The organism is Sphingopyxis sp. (assembly GCF_050916055.1).
In the GTDB taxonomy this organism is placed as follows: Bacteria; Pseudomonadota; Alphaproteobacteria; order Sphingomonadales; family Sphingomonadaceae; genus Sphingopyxis.
On sequence record NZ_CP051527.1, the window covers coordinates 2,173,966 to 2,190,172 of the forward strand.

Genomic DNA, 16,207 nt, shown 5'->3' on the forward strand with positions numbered 1-16,207 from the left:
CCCTAACCCCTCCCTAAAAGGGAGGGGAATTGTCTGGAATCGACCCCGAACCCCCAGCCGCCCTCAAATTCCGAACAGCTTGGCCAGCGATTTTTCCAGCATGAAAAACTGCCAGATCAGCCGCCCATGGTCGCGGCGGCCCGACTGGTGCGCGGCGACGATGCGTTCGATTTCGGCCATGTCGAACCAGCCCGAGCGCGCGAGCGTCGATGAGGTGGCCAGCGCCTTCGCCTGTTCGACCAGCGGCCCGCGGAACCAGTCCGACACCGGGGTCACGAACCCCATCTTCGGCCGGTACAAGATGTCGTGCGGCAGGTAGCGCTCCATCGCGCGCTTCATGATCGCCTTGCCGGTGCCGCGCTTGACGCGCATCGACGCGGGCAGGCTCGCGGCGAATTCGATCAGGCGATAATCGAGCAACGGCTCGCGCGCCTCCAGGCCGACCGCCATGCTCATCCGGTCGGTCTTGGTCAGGATGTCGCCGGGCAGCCAGATCATCAGGTCGGCATATTGCGCGCGGTCGAGCGGCTCGCGCGCCGGGGCGTCGGCCATCGCCTGCCAGTAACGTGCCTCGGCGACATGATCGCCGAGCCCGCTGAGCGCGGCGTCATTGAACAGCCGCGCGCGCTGTGCCGGGCCGGTCACCCCGACCGCCTCGGCATAGCCCTCGGCGCCGCTTTGCGACAGGCTGGCGAGCGTCGCGCGGGCCCGCAGCGGCCGCGGCGCCCAGTCCATCTGCGGCCACAACTTTGCCAGTGGTCCCAATATGTTGCGGCGAAGCACGCCGGGAATCAGCCCGCGCAGCCGTTCTTCCTGATGCTGGAACACCAGCCGGCGATAGCCCGCGAACGCCTCGTCGGCGCCGTCGCCCGACAGCGCCACCGTCACCTCCTCGCGCGCGAGTTCGCACACCCTGAACGTCGGCAGCGCACTCGCGTCGGCAAAGGGTTCGTCGAACATGTCGGCGATACGGTCGACCAGCGCGAAATCCGACGCCGACACGGTGCGGGTGCGGTGGTCGGTGGCGAAGCGTTCGGCGATCGCCCTCGCATAGGCCGTCTCGTCGAGCGCGGCCTGGTCGAAACCGATGGTGCAGGTCTTGACCGCTTTTTGGCTCGCCTCGGCCATCAGCGCCACCACCGCACTCGAATCGACCCCGCCCGACAGGAAGGCGCCCAATGGCACGTCGGCGACCATGCGGTCGGTGACCGCGGCGCGCATCAGGTGGACGAGATGCTCGGCCGCCTCGTCCTCGCTGGCGCGGATGCGCTTGGAAAAATCGGGTGCCCACCAGCGCGTCGGCGGTGGCACAGGCTTTCCGCGTTCGAGCAGCAGATAATGGCCCGCGGGCAGTTTCTGCACCCCCGCGACGATGCAATTGTCGTCGGGGACATAACCGAGCGCGAGGAAATCCTCGACCGCGGTCAGATTGGCTTCCTGGCGCAGCAGCGGGTGCCGCAGCAGCCCCTTGAGCTCCGATGCGAAGGCCACCGACCCGTCGGACAGGCGGGCGTGGTGCAGCGGCTTCACCCCCAGCCGGTCGCGCGCGAGGAACAGGCAGCCGCGCGCATGATCGTGGATCGCAAAGGCGAACATGCCGTTCAGCCGCGACAGGCATTCGACCCCCCATTGCCGCCACGCCGCGATGATGACCTCGGTATCGCCCTCGGTGCGGAAGCGATGCCCGCGATCCTCGAGCTCGGCGCGCAGTTCGCGGAAATTATAGATTTCGCCGTTGTAGGTCAGCGTCACCGCCTCGTCGTCGCTCGCCATCGGTTGCGGGCTGCCGTCGAGGTCGATGATCGACAGGCGCAGATGCGCGAGGCCAACCCCCGGCGCGGTCCATTCGCCCGACCCGTCGGGGCCGCGATGCTGCATCGGCGACAGCATCGCGCGCAGCCGCGCCGGATCGACGGGCTTTGCCGTTTCGAGATGATAGAGGCCCGCGATCCCGCACATGGTGGCGCTACTAGCGCAGTTTCAAGGCGCGGTCAGCCATTGCCTGCGCTCCGCCCGACGCGGAAACGAAATCGTCGATCGCGGCGGCGCCGCCCTGCCCCGCCTCGCTCGACACGATCAGCGACAGCGCGCGCGGGTCGCCGCCGAACAGCCGCGCGCGCAGCCCCGCAAGCTTGGCGCGCCGCGGATCGCCGGTCACCGCGCCATCGACGACATACCAGCTCGCCGCATCGCGCAGCACTGGTCCGGGATGCAGCAGCCGCTCGGTCTTCGCGCCGTCGATCGCGGGCAGCGCCGCGCTCCACGCCCATTTGCTGTCCAGATCGACAGCGCCCTGCCCGAAGGCGGCGACTTCGCGCCCCTCGGCCTGCCGTTCGAAGCCGCCGATCGCAACGCTGACCCGCCGCCCGCGCGCATCGACGAAATGGCGCAGCAGCCGCTGGTCGGCGCCGTCGAAGCGCGGCGTCCAGGCCGTCCCCGCGGCCGTCGCCGCCGACCAGCCGGCGGGCGCCGCGATCGCCATCGTCGCCGGCAGCGGCGCCGTCCGCGCGCCGACGAGCGCCCCCCAGCCGGCAAAGGCCAGCGGGACCGCGAGCGCGGCGGGCAGCACCGCCCGCGCCGGCCCAGTCCAGCGCGCTGCGCCGTCCAGTCCGGTCACATCGACAGCGACATCGTTCGCCGGGCGGTCGAACCAGCGCCAGGCGACGAGCATCACGATCAGGATCACCAGCCCGAAGAAGATCCAGCCGTAAAAGACATGATCGATGCCGCCCGCCGCCTCGATCCCCCAGATGTCGGCCGCGACCATCGTGCCATAGGCGCGCAGCGCGTTGGCGAGGATCGTCGTCGCGAGCGCCGCGGCGACGAACACCACCCGCCGCGTCCAGCTTTTGAAGCACAGATGCGCGGCGAACACGGCATAGGCGAGCATTGCGATCAGGAAATTGACCCCCGAACATTCCTCGGCCACCTCGAAAAAGCCGGCGCGGGTGGTGATAAACACGCCCTCCATCGCCGCCTCGAGCCCCGAGAGGTGGAGGAGCGCGACGCTGATGTGCGCGGTGAAGGTCTGGAGCAGCGGCACCAGCTCCTCGCCGAACGGCACGAGCAGCAGGGCATAGCCGAGCGGGAACAGCAGAGCGCGCACGAGTTTTTCGCCGAGCGTCGCGGCGACCGCGCCCTGCATCATCAGCACCAGCCCCGCCTGCCGAAACAGCGCGACGCCTGCCGCTTCACCGACCAGCCACAACAAGCCCGCCGCCGCCATCCAGGCGAGCGCCGGCCACCAGCAGGCGGGGGTCAGCGTCCGCAGCTGCGGCACCCGTTGCGCGATGAGCCAGCCGATCATCGGCACCATCAACAGGCAATGGGTGAAGGTCGAACTATGCCACCAGATGCCGGCCATGTCGGCGGCGTCGCGGTGAAAGATCGCGAGGATCGCGAGCGACAGCGCGGCGAGCGCGGCAAGATGCGCCTGCCAGCGCGTCCAGTGCCGCGGCGCGGCCAGGTTCGCCGTCGCCATCAGCCGGGCAGCCCGAGCAGCCCGCCAAGCGGCGCGAGCCGTGCGGCCCAGCCGTAACGCGCGATCATCTGGTCGCGCGCCGCCCGTCCCATCGCGGCAGCGGCGGCGGGATCGCCGAACAGTCGCGCGACCGCCGCCGCGATGCCCGCGGCGTCGTCGGCGACGAGCAGGTGGGCGCCGGGCGCGGCGTCGATGCCCTCGGCGGCGGCGGCGCTCGCGACCACCGGCCGCGCCATCGCCATCGCTTCGAGCAATTTGTTCTGCACCCCGCGCGCGAGCAGCAGCGGCGCAACGACGGCATCGGCGGCGGCGAGCCACGGGCGCACGTCGGGCACTTCGCCCGTCACCGTCACCCCCGGCAATGTCGCCAGCGCGCGCACCGCATCGGTCGGCGCGCGGCCGACGATCGCGAAGCGCGCCGCCGGATGCTGCGCGCGGACCAGCGGCAGGATATCGGCGGCGAACCAGCGCACCGCATCGATATTGGGGCGATAATCCATCTGGCCGGTGAACACCGCAAGCGGGCCGTCGCCGCCGCCGACCGGGGCCAAGGTCGTCGCGGGGTCGAAGCGGTCGGTGTCGATGCCGTTTTCGACCGCGCGCACCCGGTCGGTACCAAGGCCGCTGCGCGCCCGGAACAGCGCCGCCTCGGCCTCGCTGACGAACAGGCTGGCGTCGACCGTGCGCGCCACCGCGGCCTCGAACGCGCCGAGTTTCTTGGCCTCGCGCGCGTGCACCCAGTGCAGCGGCTGGCGCGGGTCCTGCGCCGCATAGGTCGCGAACTTGGCCGAATCGACATCGACGAAATCCATCAGCACCGGCCCGTCGAAATCGGCGGGCAGATATTGCGCCATCTGCCCCGAGAAGGCGACGATATGCGTGACCTCACTGCGTGCCAGCAGCGCATCGACATGGCGCTTCAGCGCGGCATTGGCGAACAGGTGGTTCGACACCGGCTCGCCGCTCAGCACCGCCCGCGCCAAGGCGACCGGGCGCGACGTCTTGCGCACTTCGATGGCCAGGCTTTTGCAAAGCGGCGTCATTTTTGCGCGCACCGCCGCCGCGTCCGGCGCCGTGTCGGCGAGCGCCGCGACATGCACCGGCGCGACCCGCGCCAGCGCCTCGAACATATGCCAGCTGCGAATGCGGTCGCCGCGGTCGGGTGGCCACGGCGCGCGGTGCACGAGGAACAGGATTTCGGGCATCATCGCTCCCCGTCATTGCGAGCGAGGCGAAGCAATGACAACGGGCCTGAGAACATCAGTCTCATCCCAGCCCGCGCGCGATCAACGGACCGATGCGGTTCGCCGCCCATAGCGGCAGCTTTTTCCACAGGTCGACCTGCAACCGATATTTGGCACTGTTCGGATTGGTGTCGCGCGGGCTTTCGCCGGGCGCGAGCCAGCGCGCATAGACGAGCGGGCGCGGTTCGAAACCCCAATTCTTCTTGTACGCGAAAGGGCCGGTGCCGAGCTTCGACCGCCCGAAATCGAAACGGGTGCAGCCACGGTTACGGGCGTGGCGCATCAGCGCGAAATACATGCACTCGTTGGCGCGCAGCGCGCGCGCCTCGGCCAGTCCGCCGCCCCAATAGGGCATCACCGCGCCGCGCCAATAGAGGCTGAGCACGCTCGCCACCGCGCGGCCGTTCTGGCGGACGGTCAAGATGTCGGCAGCGTCGCCGAAACCGTCGAGCACCGCGCCGAACAGTGCCGCCGGGAACACCGGGGTGCCGAGGTTGCGGACGCTGGTCGCATAGATGCGGTAATGATCGCGCCGTTCGGCCGCATCGCGCCCGGTGGTGACGGTGAGGTCGTCGGCCAGCGCCTTGCGCACTTCGGCGCGCTGCTTGCGCGGGATGGCGAGCAGTTCGGCTTCGTCGTCGGCGGCCAGATCGCGCGCGAAGCCGGCATAGACGCCGTCCTCACAGGCCCAGCCCTCGCCGTCGGGAAGCGGGCCGCCGCGCAGTTCGACCGAGGGTACGCCGAGCGACTGCGCCAGCGCCGCCGCGCTGTCGGCCAGCGTCGCCGCCGCCGCGGGATCGTCGGCGAGGATGCCGCCATCGACCGCAAAGCCGCTGCCGACCAGCGCCTGCCCGAACAGCGGCGAGCGGACATGGTGCAGCGGCAGGATACCGGTGAGCGCGCCGTCGGCGCCGCGCGCCGTCACGAGGTGGCAGGGGTGCCCGGTGGCCCGGGTGATCGCCTCGCACCAGGCGCGGCTGTGGAACGGGGTCGCGAGTGGATGCGCATCGACATAGGCGTCCCATGCCGCGGCATCGTCGCGCGGCGCGGCGGCGCCGCCGCGCGCCAGCGGGTGCGCCGGCGCGTTCATGCCGCGGTGCGCCACGGCGCCGCGCGCGCCTGCTGCGCGGGGACCAGCGCGTCGGCGCGCGTCCATTCGAAATCGTCGAGCAGTTTCTTCAGCTTGTCAGCCATGACCGACAAGCCGCTGTAATGGCGGATTTTCGACTTCAGCGGCGCATCGGCGACGCGCGGCTGGCCGGGGTCGATCTCCCACGGGTGGAAATAGAGGATCGCGGGATGCCCCTCGGCGTTCATCCGCGCGATTGCCCAGCGCGTGAAGCCATAGGGAAGCAGCCGCATGAAGCCGCCGCCGCCCGCCGCGAGCGTCCGCCCGGCGAAGCGCGCGGTGGTCACCGGCCATTCGACGAGGTCGCTGTCGGGCAGCGGTCGCCACGCGTGGCGCGGGCTTTCGGGCCAGCCATAATGGTCGTGCGCGACCGGCGCGACGCTCGACGAATAGGCATAACCCTGTTCGGCAAGCACCGCGTGCGCCCACGGCGTGCGCGTATCGACCGAAAAACTCGGCGCGCGGTATCCGCGGATCGCGACGCCGCCCAGATCCTCGAGGATCGCGCGGGTCTTTTGAAGGTCGGCCGCAAAATCGGCGGCGGTCATGTTGAACACGCGCTGGTGGTCGTAGCCGTGGCTGGCGAGTTCGTGTCCCGCCGTGACGATGCGCGCGATCAGCGCCGGATAGCGCTCGGCGACCCAGCCGAGGGTGAAGAAGGTGCCGCGCACCCCGGCGTCGGCAAAGATTTGCAGCACCGCGTCGCAATTCGCCTCGACCCGGCATTCGAGCGTCGGCCAGTCGGCACGGTCGATCGTGCGCTCAAAGGCGCCGACCTGAAACCAGTCCTCGACATCGACCGACAGGCCGTTCTGCATGATCCCTCACCTTCGTCGATCCGCCGTTGCCGACCGGATGGGCCGTCAGGCGGCCCAGGTCTGCTTGGCCGCCGGATCGGGCGCGTTCGCCGGATCGCGTTCGACCCAATCGATCAACAAATCAAGCACGCGGCGCAGCGCCGCGTCCTGATCGGCAATCCGCGCTTCAAGGCCAGCGATCTGGCGCTGGAGCGCGACCATGTGCGCGTCGTCGACTGCGGCGGGCGCCGGGGCGGCCTCGATCGCGGGTTCGGCCTGCGGTTCGGGGGCGATTTCGGGCGCCGCATCGGATTCGGCGGTGAGTTCGAGCACGTCGTCGTCAGCAGCGGCTTCGGCCTCCACCACGCCATCATCGTCGGCGGCATCCGGCGCGAGGCCGAGCTGATCGGCGACGAGCATCCGCGCTTCGGCAAAGCTGGTGTCGCCGCGCGTCGGCGGCAACATCTCGGCGGGTTCATCCGGTTCGGGGGCCCGCCGCGAGAGCAGGCTCGCGAGGCTCGCGGCCTCGGCCGGGGGCGCGAAGGGCGCGCGATCGGTCGCGGCGGCGGGCGACGGCCATTCGAGCGGCGCTTCCGCGGCTTCGGGTTCGGTTTCCTCCACCTCCGCCACGGGCGCGGGAGCTACGGCGGCCGGCTGGGCCGTCGGCGCCGCGGCGACCGCGGCGTGCGCGACGACATCGGCAACCGGCAGCGGCGCCAGCGCCGCATCGTCGAGGCCGCGGTCGGCCTCGATCTCGGCAACCACGGCGCGCACCTGCTGGCCGGTGATGCGGTGCATCTGTTCAACCGCGCCATAGAGGAGCAGGCGGCTAACCAGCACGTTCAGTTTGCGCGGCACGCCTTCGCTGTAATCGAAGATTTCCTCGAACGCGTCGGGGCTGAAGCTGGGGTTGCCGGTCCAGCCGACCTTGCCGAGGCGGTGGAGGATATAGGGTTCGACTTCCTCGGGCTCCATCGGGTCGAGGTGGTGCGTCGCGATCACCCGCTGGCGCAGCTGTTCGAGCGTCGGCGAGTGAAACAGCGTCTGGCGGAATTCGGGCTGGCCGAGCAGGAATATCTGGAGCAGCGAATGGCCGCCGAGCTGGAAATTGGACAGCATCCGCAGCTCTTCGAGCGCCGAAATGGCGAGGTTCTGCCCCTCGTCGACGATCAGCAGGGTGCGGCGGCCGGCGCGCGCCTGTTCGCGCAGATATTGCTCCATCGCGCGCAGCAGTTCGGCCTTGCTCTGCCCTTCCCAGTCGAGCCCGAACTGTTCGGCGACGAGGCGGAGGAGGTCGTCGCCCTCGACCTGCGTCGACACCAGCTTGACCGCGGTCAGCCGGTTGGGATCGATGGTGTTCATCAGATGCCCGACCAGCGTCGTCTTGCCCGCGCCGACGTCGCCGGTGATGACGATGAAGCCTTCACCCTGCGCGAGGCCATAGCCGAGATAGGACATCGCCTTGCGATGCGTCCCGCTCTCGAAATAGAAACTCGGGTCGGGCGTCAGCTGGAACGGGCGTCCCGTGAAGCCGTAAAACTGATCGTACATAGCGTAATCCCTGTTGCTGGATCAGAAATTGTAGCGCAGGCCGACGAGCGCCGATCCGATGAGTTCGCTGTTGAACCCGTCCTGGTCGAAGGCGTTCAGGCTGGCCGCGGCGGTGCCGGTCAGGCCGCGCCAGAAGCGCCGCGAATAGGCGGCCGAAATGCCCGCCGACTGGACGTCGCCGGCGCCCGGGGCGCCATTGTCGAAATAATTGACATAACCCGCGAGGCTGAGGTCCGAATCAGCGTCGAGCTGGCGCCCCGCCGACAGGAACAGATAATAGCTTTCGTCGATCACGCCGTTGAGGTCGGCGATCGCCGACAGGCCGGGCAGCAGCAGGCGGCGGCGGTCGTAACCGACGCCGACGCCATAGCTCCAGCCGCCGTAGCGCGACGACATCACCGCCTGGATGCCGCGGTTGCGGAACTGTGCGGTGGTCGTGTTGCCAAGCTGGTTGGCGAGGCAGCCGCCGCCCTGTTCGCCGAACACGCACGGGTTGATGCTGCCGTCGAGCGGGTTGCGAGTCGGATCGAACTGCGTCGGCAGCGCCGCGAGCCCGCCCGACAGGCCGCGCGCAAAGCTCGACAGGCCGTCATAGACGCCGACCTGGAAGGTCGTCGCATGGTCGGCGCGATAGGTGAAGCTGCCGGTATAGATGGTGTCGCCATAGCGGCGACCGACCTTGGCGGTCAGCGAGGTGCGGCGGCTCGGCTGCCACATCACCCCGGCGTCCCAGATCAGCCCGTCGGTGTCGAACGACAGCTGGCGCGGGCTCGATTTGTCGGTGACGAAGCGGCCGTTGGCGTCGCGCACCGGCACGCCATTGGCATCGACCACCGGCTCGCGCTCGCTGATCTCGATATCTTCATAACCGACACCGCCGAGCACGGCAAAGGTCGGTCCGACCGGCACGGTGACGTCGGCGCGCGCATATTTGCCCTCGAACCGCTGGTCGAGCTGGCTGACATCCTCGCGCTCGTAACCGCCCGATACCTGCCATCCGAACGGCAGGTCGCCGGGGCGCGCACCGACGCTGCCCCAAGCGACATGGTTGGTCGAGCTGTCGAAAATATCCTGCGACGCGGCGCCCGGCAGCGGGGCGATATCGCTGTCGACGTCGATCTTGGTATAGCCGAAGCGATAGCCGGCGCCGACGTCGAGCCCGCCGATGCGGCGCGCAAAGGTCGGCCCAGCATAGATCGAATAGAGATTGGCGACATTGCTGTCGTCGCCGGTGAAAATGCCGTTGTCGCCGCCGACGCCGTCGGCGCGGGTGCGGGTCGCAAGCGCCCCTGCCTCGAGGTTCAGCCCGCGCAGCGCTTCGACCCGCCCGCGGACGAGGCCGCTCAGCGAATCCGAATTGCCGATGCCGCCCGATTCGCCGATGCGATATTCGTAGCGGACGGTCGCCGCCAGTTCCGCGCGGCGCGTCACGATCGCGGCATCCACGCCGGCCGCGAGCGTCGTATAGGTCAGCACGTCGCCGTCGTTCTTGAGGTCGGCGGTCAGCACCTGACCGACCTCGAGATAGGGGCTGACATCGACGGTCTTTTGGGTGCGGCGGCGCTCGCCGCGGCTTTCGGCGCGGCCGTCCTGGCTGTCCGATGCCGCCGGCGCGCCGGCCGAGGCGGCATCGCCGCCGTCCGAGCCCGGATCGCCCGAAAATTGCGCCTGTGCGCCGGTCGCCGTCCCGGCGAGCAGCAGCGCGGCGAGCGTTGCGACGCGCCGCATCGTCTGATTGGTGCGCATCACGACGCGCCTCCCTGTCCATAATAGGTGCCGAAACGGCGGCCGCCGGGCGAATATTTCACCCCGTTGAGGAGCAGCTGGATATGCGGGCACGCGCCCATCAGCCCGATCGCATCGCGCAACGCGCTTTCGAGCGTTTCATCGGCGCGAACGACCATGATCGTCTGGCCGACATGCCCCGCCAGCACCGCGGCGGGCGACGCCGCGAGCACGGGCGGCGAATCGAGGATGACGATGCGGCCCGGCGCCCCGGCCTCGAGCTGCCCGAGCAGCGCCTCGGTGCGCGCCGAGGCGAGCAGTTCGGTGTCGTGCATATGCGCCGTGCCCGCGGGCATCACCTTCAGTCCGGCGATGTCGGTCTGGATCAGGCAATCGCCGAGCGGCAGGTGCGGATCGGCGAGCGCGTCCATCAGCCCCGGACCGTCGTCGAGCCCCAGCGCTTCGAGCACGCTGGGCTTGGCGATGTCGGCGTCGATCAGCAGCACATCGTGGTCGGCCTCGACCGCGAGGCTGAGCGCCAGGTTGACCGCCGAGAAGGTCTTGCCCTCGCCGGGGTTCGCCGAGGCGATCAGCACGCGGTGGCCGCGCGGCAGCAGCGGGCGATTGCCCGCGCCGCCGAAGTTGCGGATCAGCTCGCGCTTCACCATCCGATATTCTTCGGAAATGCCAGTGACCGGCGCGCCGGGTACGACCATGCCGCGCGCCGCGAGGCGTTCGCGGTCGACGGTGCCTTGCCGCGTCGGGACGATGGCGGGCGCGGCGCGGGCGATCTCCTTGCTCGGCGACGGTTTGATCGTCGGGGCAGTTTCGACCACCGGCGCCGGATCGGGCGCAGGCGCCGACGGCGCGGCAGCATCAGGCGCGGCGGCATCGACGGCGGGTGCGTTCTTGGCCTTGCGCGGCTTTTTCGCCGGTTCGGGCGGCAGGTTCGACACGTCGATCGTCGGCGCATTGGCGACGGGGTCGACCCCGAACATGTCGGCGGCCCGTTCGAGCAGCGACGGCGGGCGCTTGACGGGGCGTTGGTCGTTCATTTTCCTGTCCCCCTTCACGCAACCATGCCGCGCTGGACGAATTCGGCGACGAGCAGCAGCGCATAGAGGCCGACGAGCGCGCCGCCGCCGCCGGCAAGCCAGACGAGTTTCTTGCGCCGCTCGACATGGCGGGCGGGCGTCACGACTTCGGTGATCGAACCGATCACCGGCAGGCCGCTCGCGCGTTCGAGCTTGGCCGACGTCGCATAGCTGGTGCGCACCTGCGCCAGCCCGAAAGCGACGCCGACCCCGCCGCCGACGCCGGCGAGCAGCACCAGGGTCAGGAACAGCGGCCGGTTGGGCGCCGCGGGGCTGGTCGGTTTCGATGGCGGGTCGAGCAGTTCGATCTTGATCGCGTCGGTTTCGGTCTGCACCTCGCCGCGCATGCGAACCTGTTCGCGCTGGCCGAGCAGCTTGTCATATTGCGCTTTGAAGGCGGTATATTCGCCGTTGATCCGGTCATATTCGGCGGCGATGCCGGGGTTCTGGATCTGCTGCGCGGTGATCTTGGCAATATCGCCCATCAGCTGCGACTTGCGCGCCGACAGCGCGCTGACCGTCGCCTGACGCTCGGCGCGCATCGCCGACAGCGTCGCATAGGCCGGGTTCTGGGCGTTGCCGCCGCCCCCGCCGGTCCCTTCGCGATCGGCCTGAGCCTTCAGCGAGGCGATCTGGCTTTTCAGCGCGATGACGTCGGGGTGCGCGTCGGTCAGCCCTCGCGAGCGCATCGACGACAGTTCGTTCTGCGCCCCCGCCAACTGCTGGCGTGCGACGCCGCCGCCAGTGGCATTCAGTCCCGGCATATTGATCGTCGCCGGGGTCGAGGCCATCTGGCCGTTCGCCGCGGAGAGCGACGCCTGCGCGGCGATCAGCTGCGAATCGATCTGGTTCAGTTCGGCGCGTGCCGCCTCGACGCGCTGCGCCGGCGATCCGGCGCCGCCGGGGATCAGCCCGATATTCTGCGCCTCGAACGCGGCGCGCCGCGCCTCGACCTCGCGCAGCGCCTTTTCGCGGTCGGCGATCTGGGCATCGAGGAATTTCAGCCCCTCGCGCGCATTCATCCGCCCGCCGCGCAGCTGATCGTCGCGGAACACGGTGATCAGGCTGTCGAGCACCCCCGACGCCAGCTTGGCATTGTCGGCGTCGGACAGGCTGCCGACCCCGATGCTCGAGGTGATTTCGAAGATATTGTCCTGCTGCGGGATGACCTTGATATTCTTTTGCAGCATCGCGACCGCGCCGGCCTTTTCGCGCTCGCCGGCGCCGGCGGGCAGCAGGCCCGTCGTCACCGCGACCTTTTCCAGGTTGCGCGCGCTGGTCAGCGTCTCGCGGATCTGGTCGATCTGCTGGCGGCCGCCGAACGACCCGCTCTGCGCGTCGTCGGGCAAAATCTGGTTGATGTCGACGAGCAGGCGAGCACGCGAATCATAGCGGTTGGGGATCGACGCGATCGCCAGCCAGCCGAGGATGCAGATGCCCCAGGCGACCGCCAGGACAAGCCAGCGGCGCGTCCAGACGCTGTGCAGCGCCACCCGGAATTCGTCGTAAAGGCTCGTCATCGGTCGGGGTCAGTCCTTGGCAGTTGGCGTCGATGCGGCGGCGTGGCGCCGGGTCAGAACATGCTTTCGGGGATGATGATCACGTCGCCGGGCTGGAGCCGGACGTTGGCCTTGATGTCACCGCGCTTGACCAGATCGTTCAGCCGCAGCGCAAATTCCTGCTGCTTGCCGCTGCCCTTGTCGTACCGGACCAGCCGCGCCTTGTTGCCCGCGGCATATTCGCCGAGGCCGCCGACCGCGATCATCGCGTCGAGCACGGTCATATTGGCGCGGAACGGGATCGACGCGGGTTTTTCGGTCGCGCCGACGACGCGCACCTGCTGCGAAAAGGTGCTGTTGAAGGTGGTGACGATCACGCTGACGATCGGGTCGGTGATATATTGGCTGAGCTGGAGCTTGATGTCCTGCTGCAGCATCGTCGGGGTCTTGCCGACCGCCGGCATGTCGGTGATCAGCGGCGTGGTGATCCGCCCGTCGGGGCGCACCTGCACCTTGCCGCCCAGTTCGGGGTTGCGCCACACGAAGATCTGCAGCTCGTCGAGCGGGCCGATGATATATTCCTCGCCCGGCCCTTCCTGGTTCTGGACGAAGGTCGCGCTGGGCAGCTGCGGTGCGCCGCTCGGTCCGCCCATGCAGCCGGCAAGCGCGGTCGCGGCGATGCCGGACACGAGCGCGGCGCGGGCAGCGCGAAGCGCGGGGATCGAAGCCATATTCAACAACCTTTCCTGCGGCCGGCGCGCCGCCGCGGGCTAAATGCCTGGGGCGACAGCCATTGCGTCAGGGTCAGCCATGCTGGAAAAGGGTGAACATACCGTTAGTGTTGGGATAAGTTTGGCCCGCACTCGTCGCATCTTGTGCCGGACTGGCACAGCTTTCGCGATGTCAGACGAGCATTTCGCGCGCCGGCCCCTGCCCCAGGAAGGCGGCGGGGCTCGCGGTCGCGCCATAGGCACCGGCCTGGAACAGCGCGACAAGGTCGCCGACGTCGGCGCGCGGCAGTGCGACCTGGTCGCCAAGGCGGTCGAGCGGGGTGCACAGACAGCCGACGACCGACACCGGCGCGTAGGGCTCGCCGCCGAAGCGGTTCGCGATCGCGATCGGATAGTTGCGGCGGATGACGGTGCCGAAATTCCCGCTCGCGGCCAGCTGGTGGTGCAGCCCGCCGTCGGTGACGAGGAAGGTCTCGCCATGGCTCGTCTTGCGGTCGACGATGCGGGTCAGATAGACCCCGGCCTCGGCGACAAGCCAGCGGCCAAGCTCCATCGCGAACCGGCTGTTCGCCAGCACCGGGTCGCGCGCGGCGAGCGTCGCGGCCAGCGCCGCCCCCACCGCTGGCGCATCGACCGCCGTGTCGCCGGGGAAATAGGGCACACCCATGCCGCCGCCCAGGTTGACGAGCGGCGGCGCTCGCCCGATCGCGGTCGCAAGGTCAGCAGCCAGCGCGACCGTCTGCGCCTGCGTTTCGGCGATCGCGGCGGCGTCAAGCGCCTGTGATCCCGCGAAAATATGGAAACCGCGCCAGTCGGCGCCGGCATCGATCAGCCTCGCGACGAGCGCCGGCACCGCCTCGGCATCGACCCCGAACGGCTTGGCGCCGCCGCCCATCTTCATCCCCGACCCTTTGAGGTCGAAGGTGGGATTGACCCGCACCGCGAGCCGCGGGACGATGCCCAGCCGCGCCCCGATCGCGAGCGCGCGCTCGGCCTCGCCCGCGGATTCGAGGTTCAGCGTCGCGCCCGCTGCGATGCCATATTCCAGCTCGCGGTCGCGCTTGCCGGGACCGGCAAAGCTGATCTCGCCCGCCGCCATCCCGCTCGCCAGCGCCGCCTTCAACTCGCCGCCCGACGCGACGTCGAGCCCGTCGACCAGCCCGGCCATATGCGCGAGCAACGGCGCGTAAGGATTCGCCTTCATCGCATAGTGCAGCTGCACCGCGGCGGGCATCGCGGCGCGCCATTCGGCGACGCGCGCGCTCAGCATCCCGGCGTCGTAAACGAACAGCGGCGTGTCGCCCGCCTCATCGGCGAGCACGTCGGCGCGCCGGCCGCCGATCAGCAGCATGCCGTCGCGATCGGCCGCATATCCGGGCGGGATCGGACCATGCGGTTTCATGCCGCAGCCTTCCAGTCGGCGGCGATCGCCACCCGGTCGAGTTTGCCGTTGGGATTGCGCGGCAGTTCGTCGCGCCATTCGACCATCTGCGGCTGCATGAAATTCGGCAGGTTCGCCTTCAGATAGGCGGCGAGCGCGTCGCGATCCGCATCGGTCTTGCCGCGCACGATCAGGACGATAGCGGCGCCGAGCCGGTCGTCGGGGACACCGAAGGCGACCGCCTCGAAAATCTGGCCCGAGGCGACCGCGACATCTTCGACCTCGGTGGGGCTGACGCGATTGCCCGCGGTCTTGATCATCGCGTCGTTGCGGCCGACGAAAGTGAGCAGGCCGTTTGCGTCGCGGCGCACCGTATCGCCCGACCATACCGCCATGCCGCCATAGGCCGAGGCGCGCGGCGCCGGCCGAAATCGCTCGGCAGTGCGTTCGGCGTCGCGCCAATAGCCTTGCGCGACGAGCGGGCCGCAATGCACCAGCTCGCCCGGCTCCTCGTCGGCGGTGACGGTGCCGTCGGTGCGGCACACCAGAATCTCGGCATGCGGGATCGCGCTGCCCATCGAGGTCGGGTGGTCGGCGACGAGCTTCGGATCGAGATAGGTCGAGCGAAACGCTTCGGTCAGGCCGTACATCGGATAGACGGCGGCGTTCGGAAAGGTCGTGCGCATCGCGTCGATCAGCGACGGGGTCAGTGCGCCGCCGCTGTTCGTCAAACGCTTCAGGCTGGCGGCGGCGTCGCCGGGCCAGTCGCTCTCGACCAGTTGCACCCACAGCGGCGGAACCCCGGCGAGCGTCGTCGCCCCGTGGCGCAGCACCGCCTTGGCAACGTCGCGCGGGGTCAGATAGTCGAGCGGCGCCACGGCCGCGCCCGCGAACCATGTCGAAAGCAGCTGGTTCTGGCCATAATCGAAGCTGAGCGGCAGCACCGCGAGCACGCGGTCGTCGGACGTCAGGGCCAGATAGGATGCGACGCTTTCGGCGCCGAGCCACAGGTTGGCATGACTGAGCATCACGCCCTTCGGCCGCCCGGTCGAGCCGCTGGTATAGAGAATGGCGGCCAGGTCGTCGGGCTGGGCGATCGAGGGCGGCAGTCCGGCGCCGCCCGAATCGATCATCGCTTCGGCGATCGTCAGCTCCTGCACCGCGCATTCGGCCGGCAGATCGGCGCCGAGCGTGTCGGCGCGCGCCGCGTTGGTGACGAGCAGCTTGGCGCCGCTGTCGGACAGGATATGCGCGACCTGCGGCGCTTTCAGCAGCGGATTGACCGGAACATGGATCAGCCCGGCGCGCGCCGCGGCGAGCGGCATCAGGCAGGCGAGCCGCGTCTTGGCGCTCCAGCTCGCGACGCGCTCGCCGGGTCCGCCCGCCTGATCGAGCAGCCATAACGCGAGCCGGCCGACCCCGGCGTCGAGATCGGCAAAGCTCGTGACCCGATCGCCGATCAATAGCGCAGCCGCGTCCGGCGCACCGCAGCGGGCGAGATGGTCGATCGGACGCGAGGGCGGGTTTTCGGTTTTGGTCATCGGCTGTTAGGAGACAGGTGATAGAGCGCGGCAC

The 16,207-nt window shown here is 69.4% G+C and carries 12 protein-coding genes; all 12 read right to left on the reverse strand.

The window, feature by feature from the left end; all coding sequences use genetic code 11:
• Positions 1-63: 63 nt before the first annotated feature.
• Positions 64-1,959: an XrtA/PEP-CTERM system amidotransferase gene (locus tag HEQ22_RS10585; RefSeq protein WP_432767862.1), complete on the reverse strand. Its 1,896-nt coding sequence runs from the start codon at positions 1,957-1,959 to the stop codon at positions 64-66.
• 10 nt (positions 1,960-1,969) lie between these two features.
• Entirely contained in the window at positions 1,970-3,481 is a 1,512-nt protein-coding gene (gene xrtA / locus HEQ22_RS10590; RefSeq protein WP_432767863.1) for an exosortase A, read from the reverse strand.
• Positions 3,481-4,686 carry a TIGR03087 family PEP-CTERM/XrtA system glycosyltransferase gene (locus tag HEQ22_RS10595; protein WP_432770856.1) on the reverse strand — a complete coding sequence of 402 codons (1,206 nt, stop codon included), beginning with the start codon at positions 4,684-4,686 and terminating at the stop codon, positions 3,481-3,483. Before HEQ22_RS10595 ends, xrtA begins: the two co-directional genes overlap by 1 nt.
• Positions 4,687-4,747: 61 nt before the next feature.
• The gene (locus HEQ22_RS10600; RefSeq protein WP_432767864.1) at positions 4,748-5,815 is read right to left on the reverse strand and encodes a FemAB family XrtA/PEP-CTERM system-associated protein; all 1,068 of its coding nucleotides are present in this window, start codon (positions 5,813-5,815) and stop codon (positions 4,748-4,750) included.
• Positions 5,812-6,672, reverse strand: coding sequence for an XrtA system polysaccharide deacetylase (locus HEQ22_RS10605; protein WP_432767865.1), 861 nt, complete (start codon positions 6,670-6,672; stop codon positions 5,812-5,814). The genes HEQ22_RS10600 and HEQ22_RS10605 overlap by 4 nt, the downstream gene beginning before the upstream one ends.
• A gap of 45 nt (positions 6,673-6,717) precedes the next feature.
• Complete coding sequence (locus HEQ22_RS10610; protein WP_432767866.1) at positions 6,718-8,202, reverse strand: XrtA/PEP-CTERM system-associated ATPase; 1,485 nt, start codon at positions 8,200-8,202, stop codon at positions 6,718-6,720.
• A 21-nt stretch (positions 8,203-8,223) separates the two neighbouring features.
• The gene (locus tag HEQ22_RS10615) at positions 8,224-9,948 is read right to left on the reverse strand and encodes a hypothetical protein (protein WP_432770857.1); all 1,725 of its coding nucleotides are present in this window, start codon (positions 9,946-9,948) and stop codon (positions 8,224-8,226) included.
• Complete coding sequence (locus HEQ22_RS10620; protein WP_432767867.1) at positions 9,948-10,982, reverse strand: P-loop NTPase; 1,035 nt, start codon at positions 10,980-10,982, stop codon at positions 9,948-9,950. Before HEQ22_RS10620 ends, HEQ22_RS10615 begins: the two co-directional genes overlap by 1 nt.
• Positions 10,983-10,996: 14 nt before the next feature.
• The gene (locus HEQ22_RS10625) at positions 10,997-12,541 is read right to left on the reverse strand and encodes an XrtA system polysaccharide chain length determinant (RefSeq protein ID WP_432767868.1); all 1,545 of its coding nucleotides are present in this window, start codon (positions 12,539-12,541) and stop codon (positions 10,997-10,999) included.
• Between the two features lie 53 nt (positions 12,542-12,594).
• Positions 12,595-13,251 (reverse strand): XrtA/PEP-CTERM system exopolysaccharide export protein, encoded by a 657-nt coding sequence (locus HEQ22_RS10630; protein ID WP_432767869.1) that lies wholly within the window; start codon positions 13,249-13,251, stop codon positions 12,595-12,597.
• A 172-nt stretch (positions 13,252-13,423) separates the two neighbouring features.
• Positions 13,424-14,653, reverse strand: coding sequence for a pyridoxal-dependent decarboxylase, exosortase A system-associated (locus HEQ22_RS10635; protein WP_432767870.1), 1,230 nt, complete (start codon positions 14,651-14,653; stop codon positions 13,424-13,426).
• Entirely contained in the window at positions 14,650-16,173 is a 1,524-nt protein-coding gene (locus tag HEQ22_RS10640; RefSeq protein WP_432767871.1) for an acyl-CoA ligase (AMP-forming), exosortase A system-associated, read from the reverse strand. The genes HEQ22_RS10635 and HEQ22_RS10640 overlap by 4 nt, the downstream gene beginning before the upstream one ends.
• Positions 16,174-16,207: the final 34 nt, after the last annotated feature.

Excerpts from the sequence above, each read along its gene's own strand:
- HEQ22_RS10620 (WP_432767867.1), bottom strand. The coding sequence starts at position 10,982 with ATGAACGACCAACGCCCCGTCAAGCGCCCGCCGTCGCTGCTCGAACGG.
- HEQ22_RS10615 (WP_432770857.1), bottom strand. The coding sequence starts at position 9,948 with ATGCGCACCAATCAGACGATGCGGCGCGTCGCAACGCTCGCCGCGCTG.
- HEQ22_RS10595 (WP_432770856.1), bottom strand. The coding sequence starts at position 4,686 with ATGCCCGAAATCCTGTTCCTCGTGCACCGCGCGCCGTGGCCACCCGAC.
- HEQ22_RS10635 (WP_432767870.1), bottom strand. The coding sequence starts at position 14,653 with ATGAAACCGCATGGTCCGATCCCGCCCGGATATGCGGCCGATCGCGAC.
- HEQ22_RS10640 (WP_432767871.1), bottom strand. The coding sequence starts at position 16,173 with ATGACCAAAACCGAAAACCCGCCCTCGCGTCCGATCGACCATCTCGCC.
- HEQ22_RS10605 (WP_432767865.1), bottom strand. The coding sequence starts at position 6,672 with ATGCAGAACGGCCTGTCGGTCGATGTCGAGGACTGGTTTCAGGTCGGC.
- HEQ22_RS10585 (WP_432767862.1), bottom strand. The coding sequence starts at position 1,959 with ATGTGCGGGATCGCGGGCCTCTATCATCTCGAAACGGCAAAGCCCGTC.
- HEQ22_RS10600 (WP_432767864.1), bottom strand. The coding sequence starts at position 5,815 with ATGAACGCGCCGGCGCACCCGCTGGCGCGCGGCGGCGCCGCCGCGCCG.
- HEQ22_RS10630 (WP_432767869.1), bottom strand. The coding sequence starts at position 13,251 with ATGGCTTCGATCCCCGCGCTTCGCGCTGCCCGCGCCGCGCTCGTGTCC.
- HEQ22_RS10625 (WP_432767868.1), bottom strand. The coding sequence starts at position 12,541 with ATGACGAGCCTTTACGACGAATTCCGGGTGGCGCTGCACAGCGTCTGG.
- xrtA (WP_432767863.1), bottom strand. The coding sequence starts at position 3,481 with ATGGCGACGGCGAACCTGGCCGCGCCGCGGCACTGGACGCGCTGGCAG.
- HEQ22_RS10610 (WP_432767866.1), bottom strand. The coding sequence starts at position 8,202 with ATGTACGATCAGTTTTACGGCTTCACGGGACGCCCGTTCCAGCTGACG.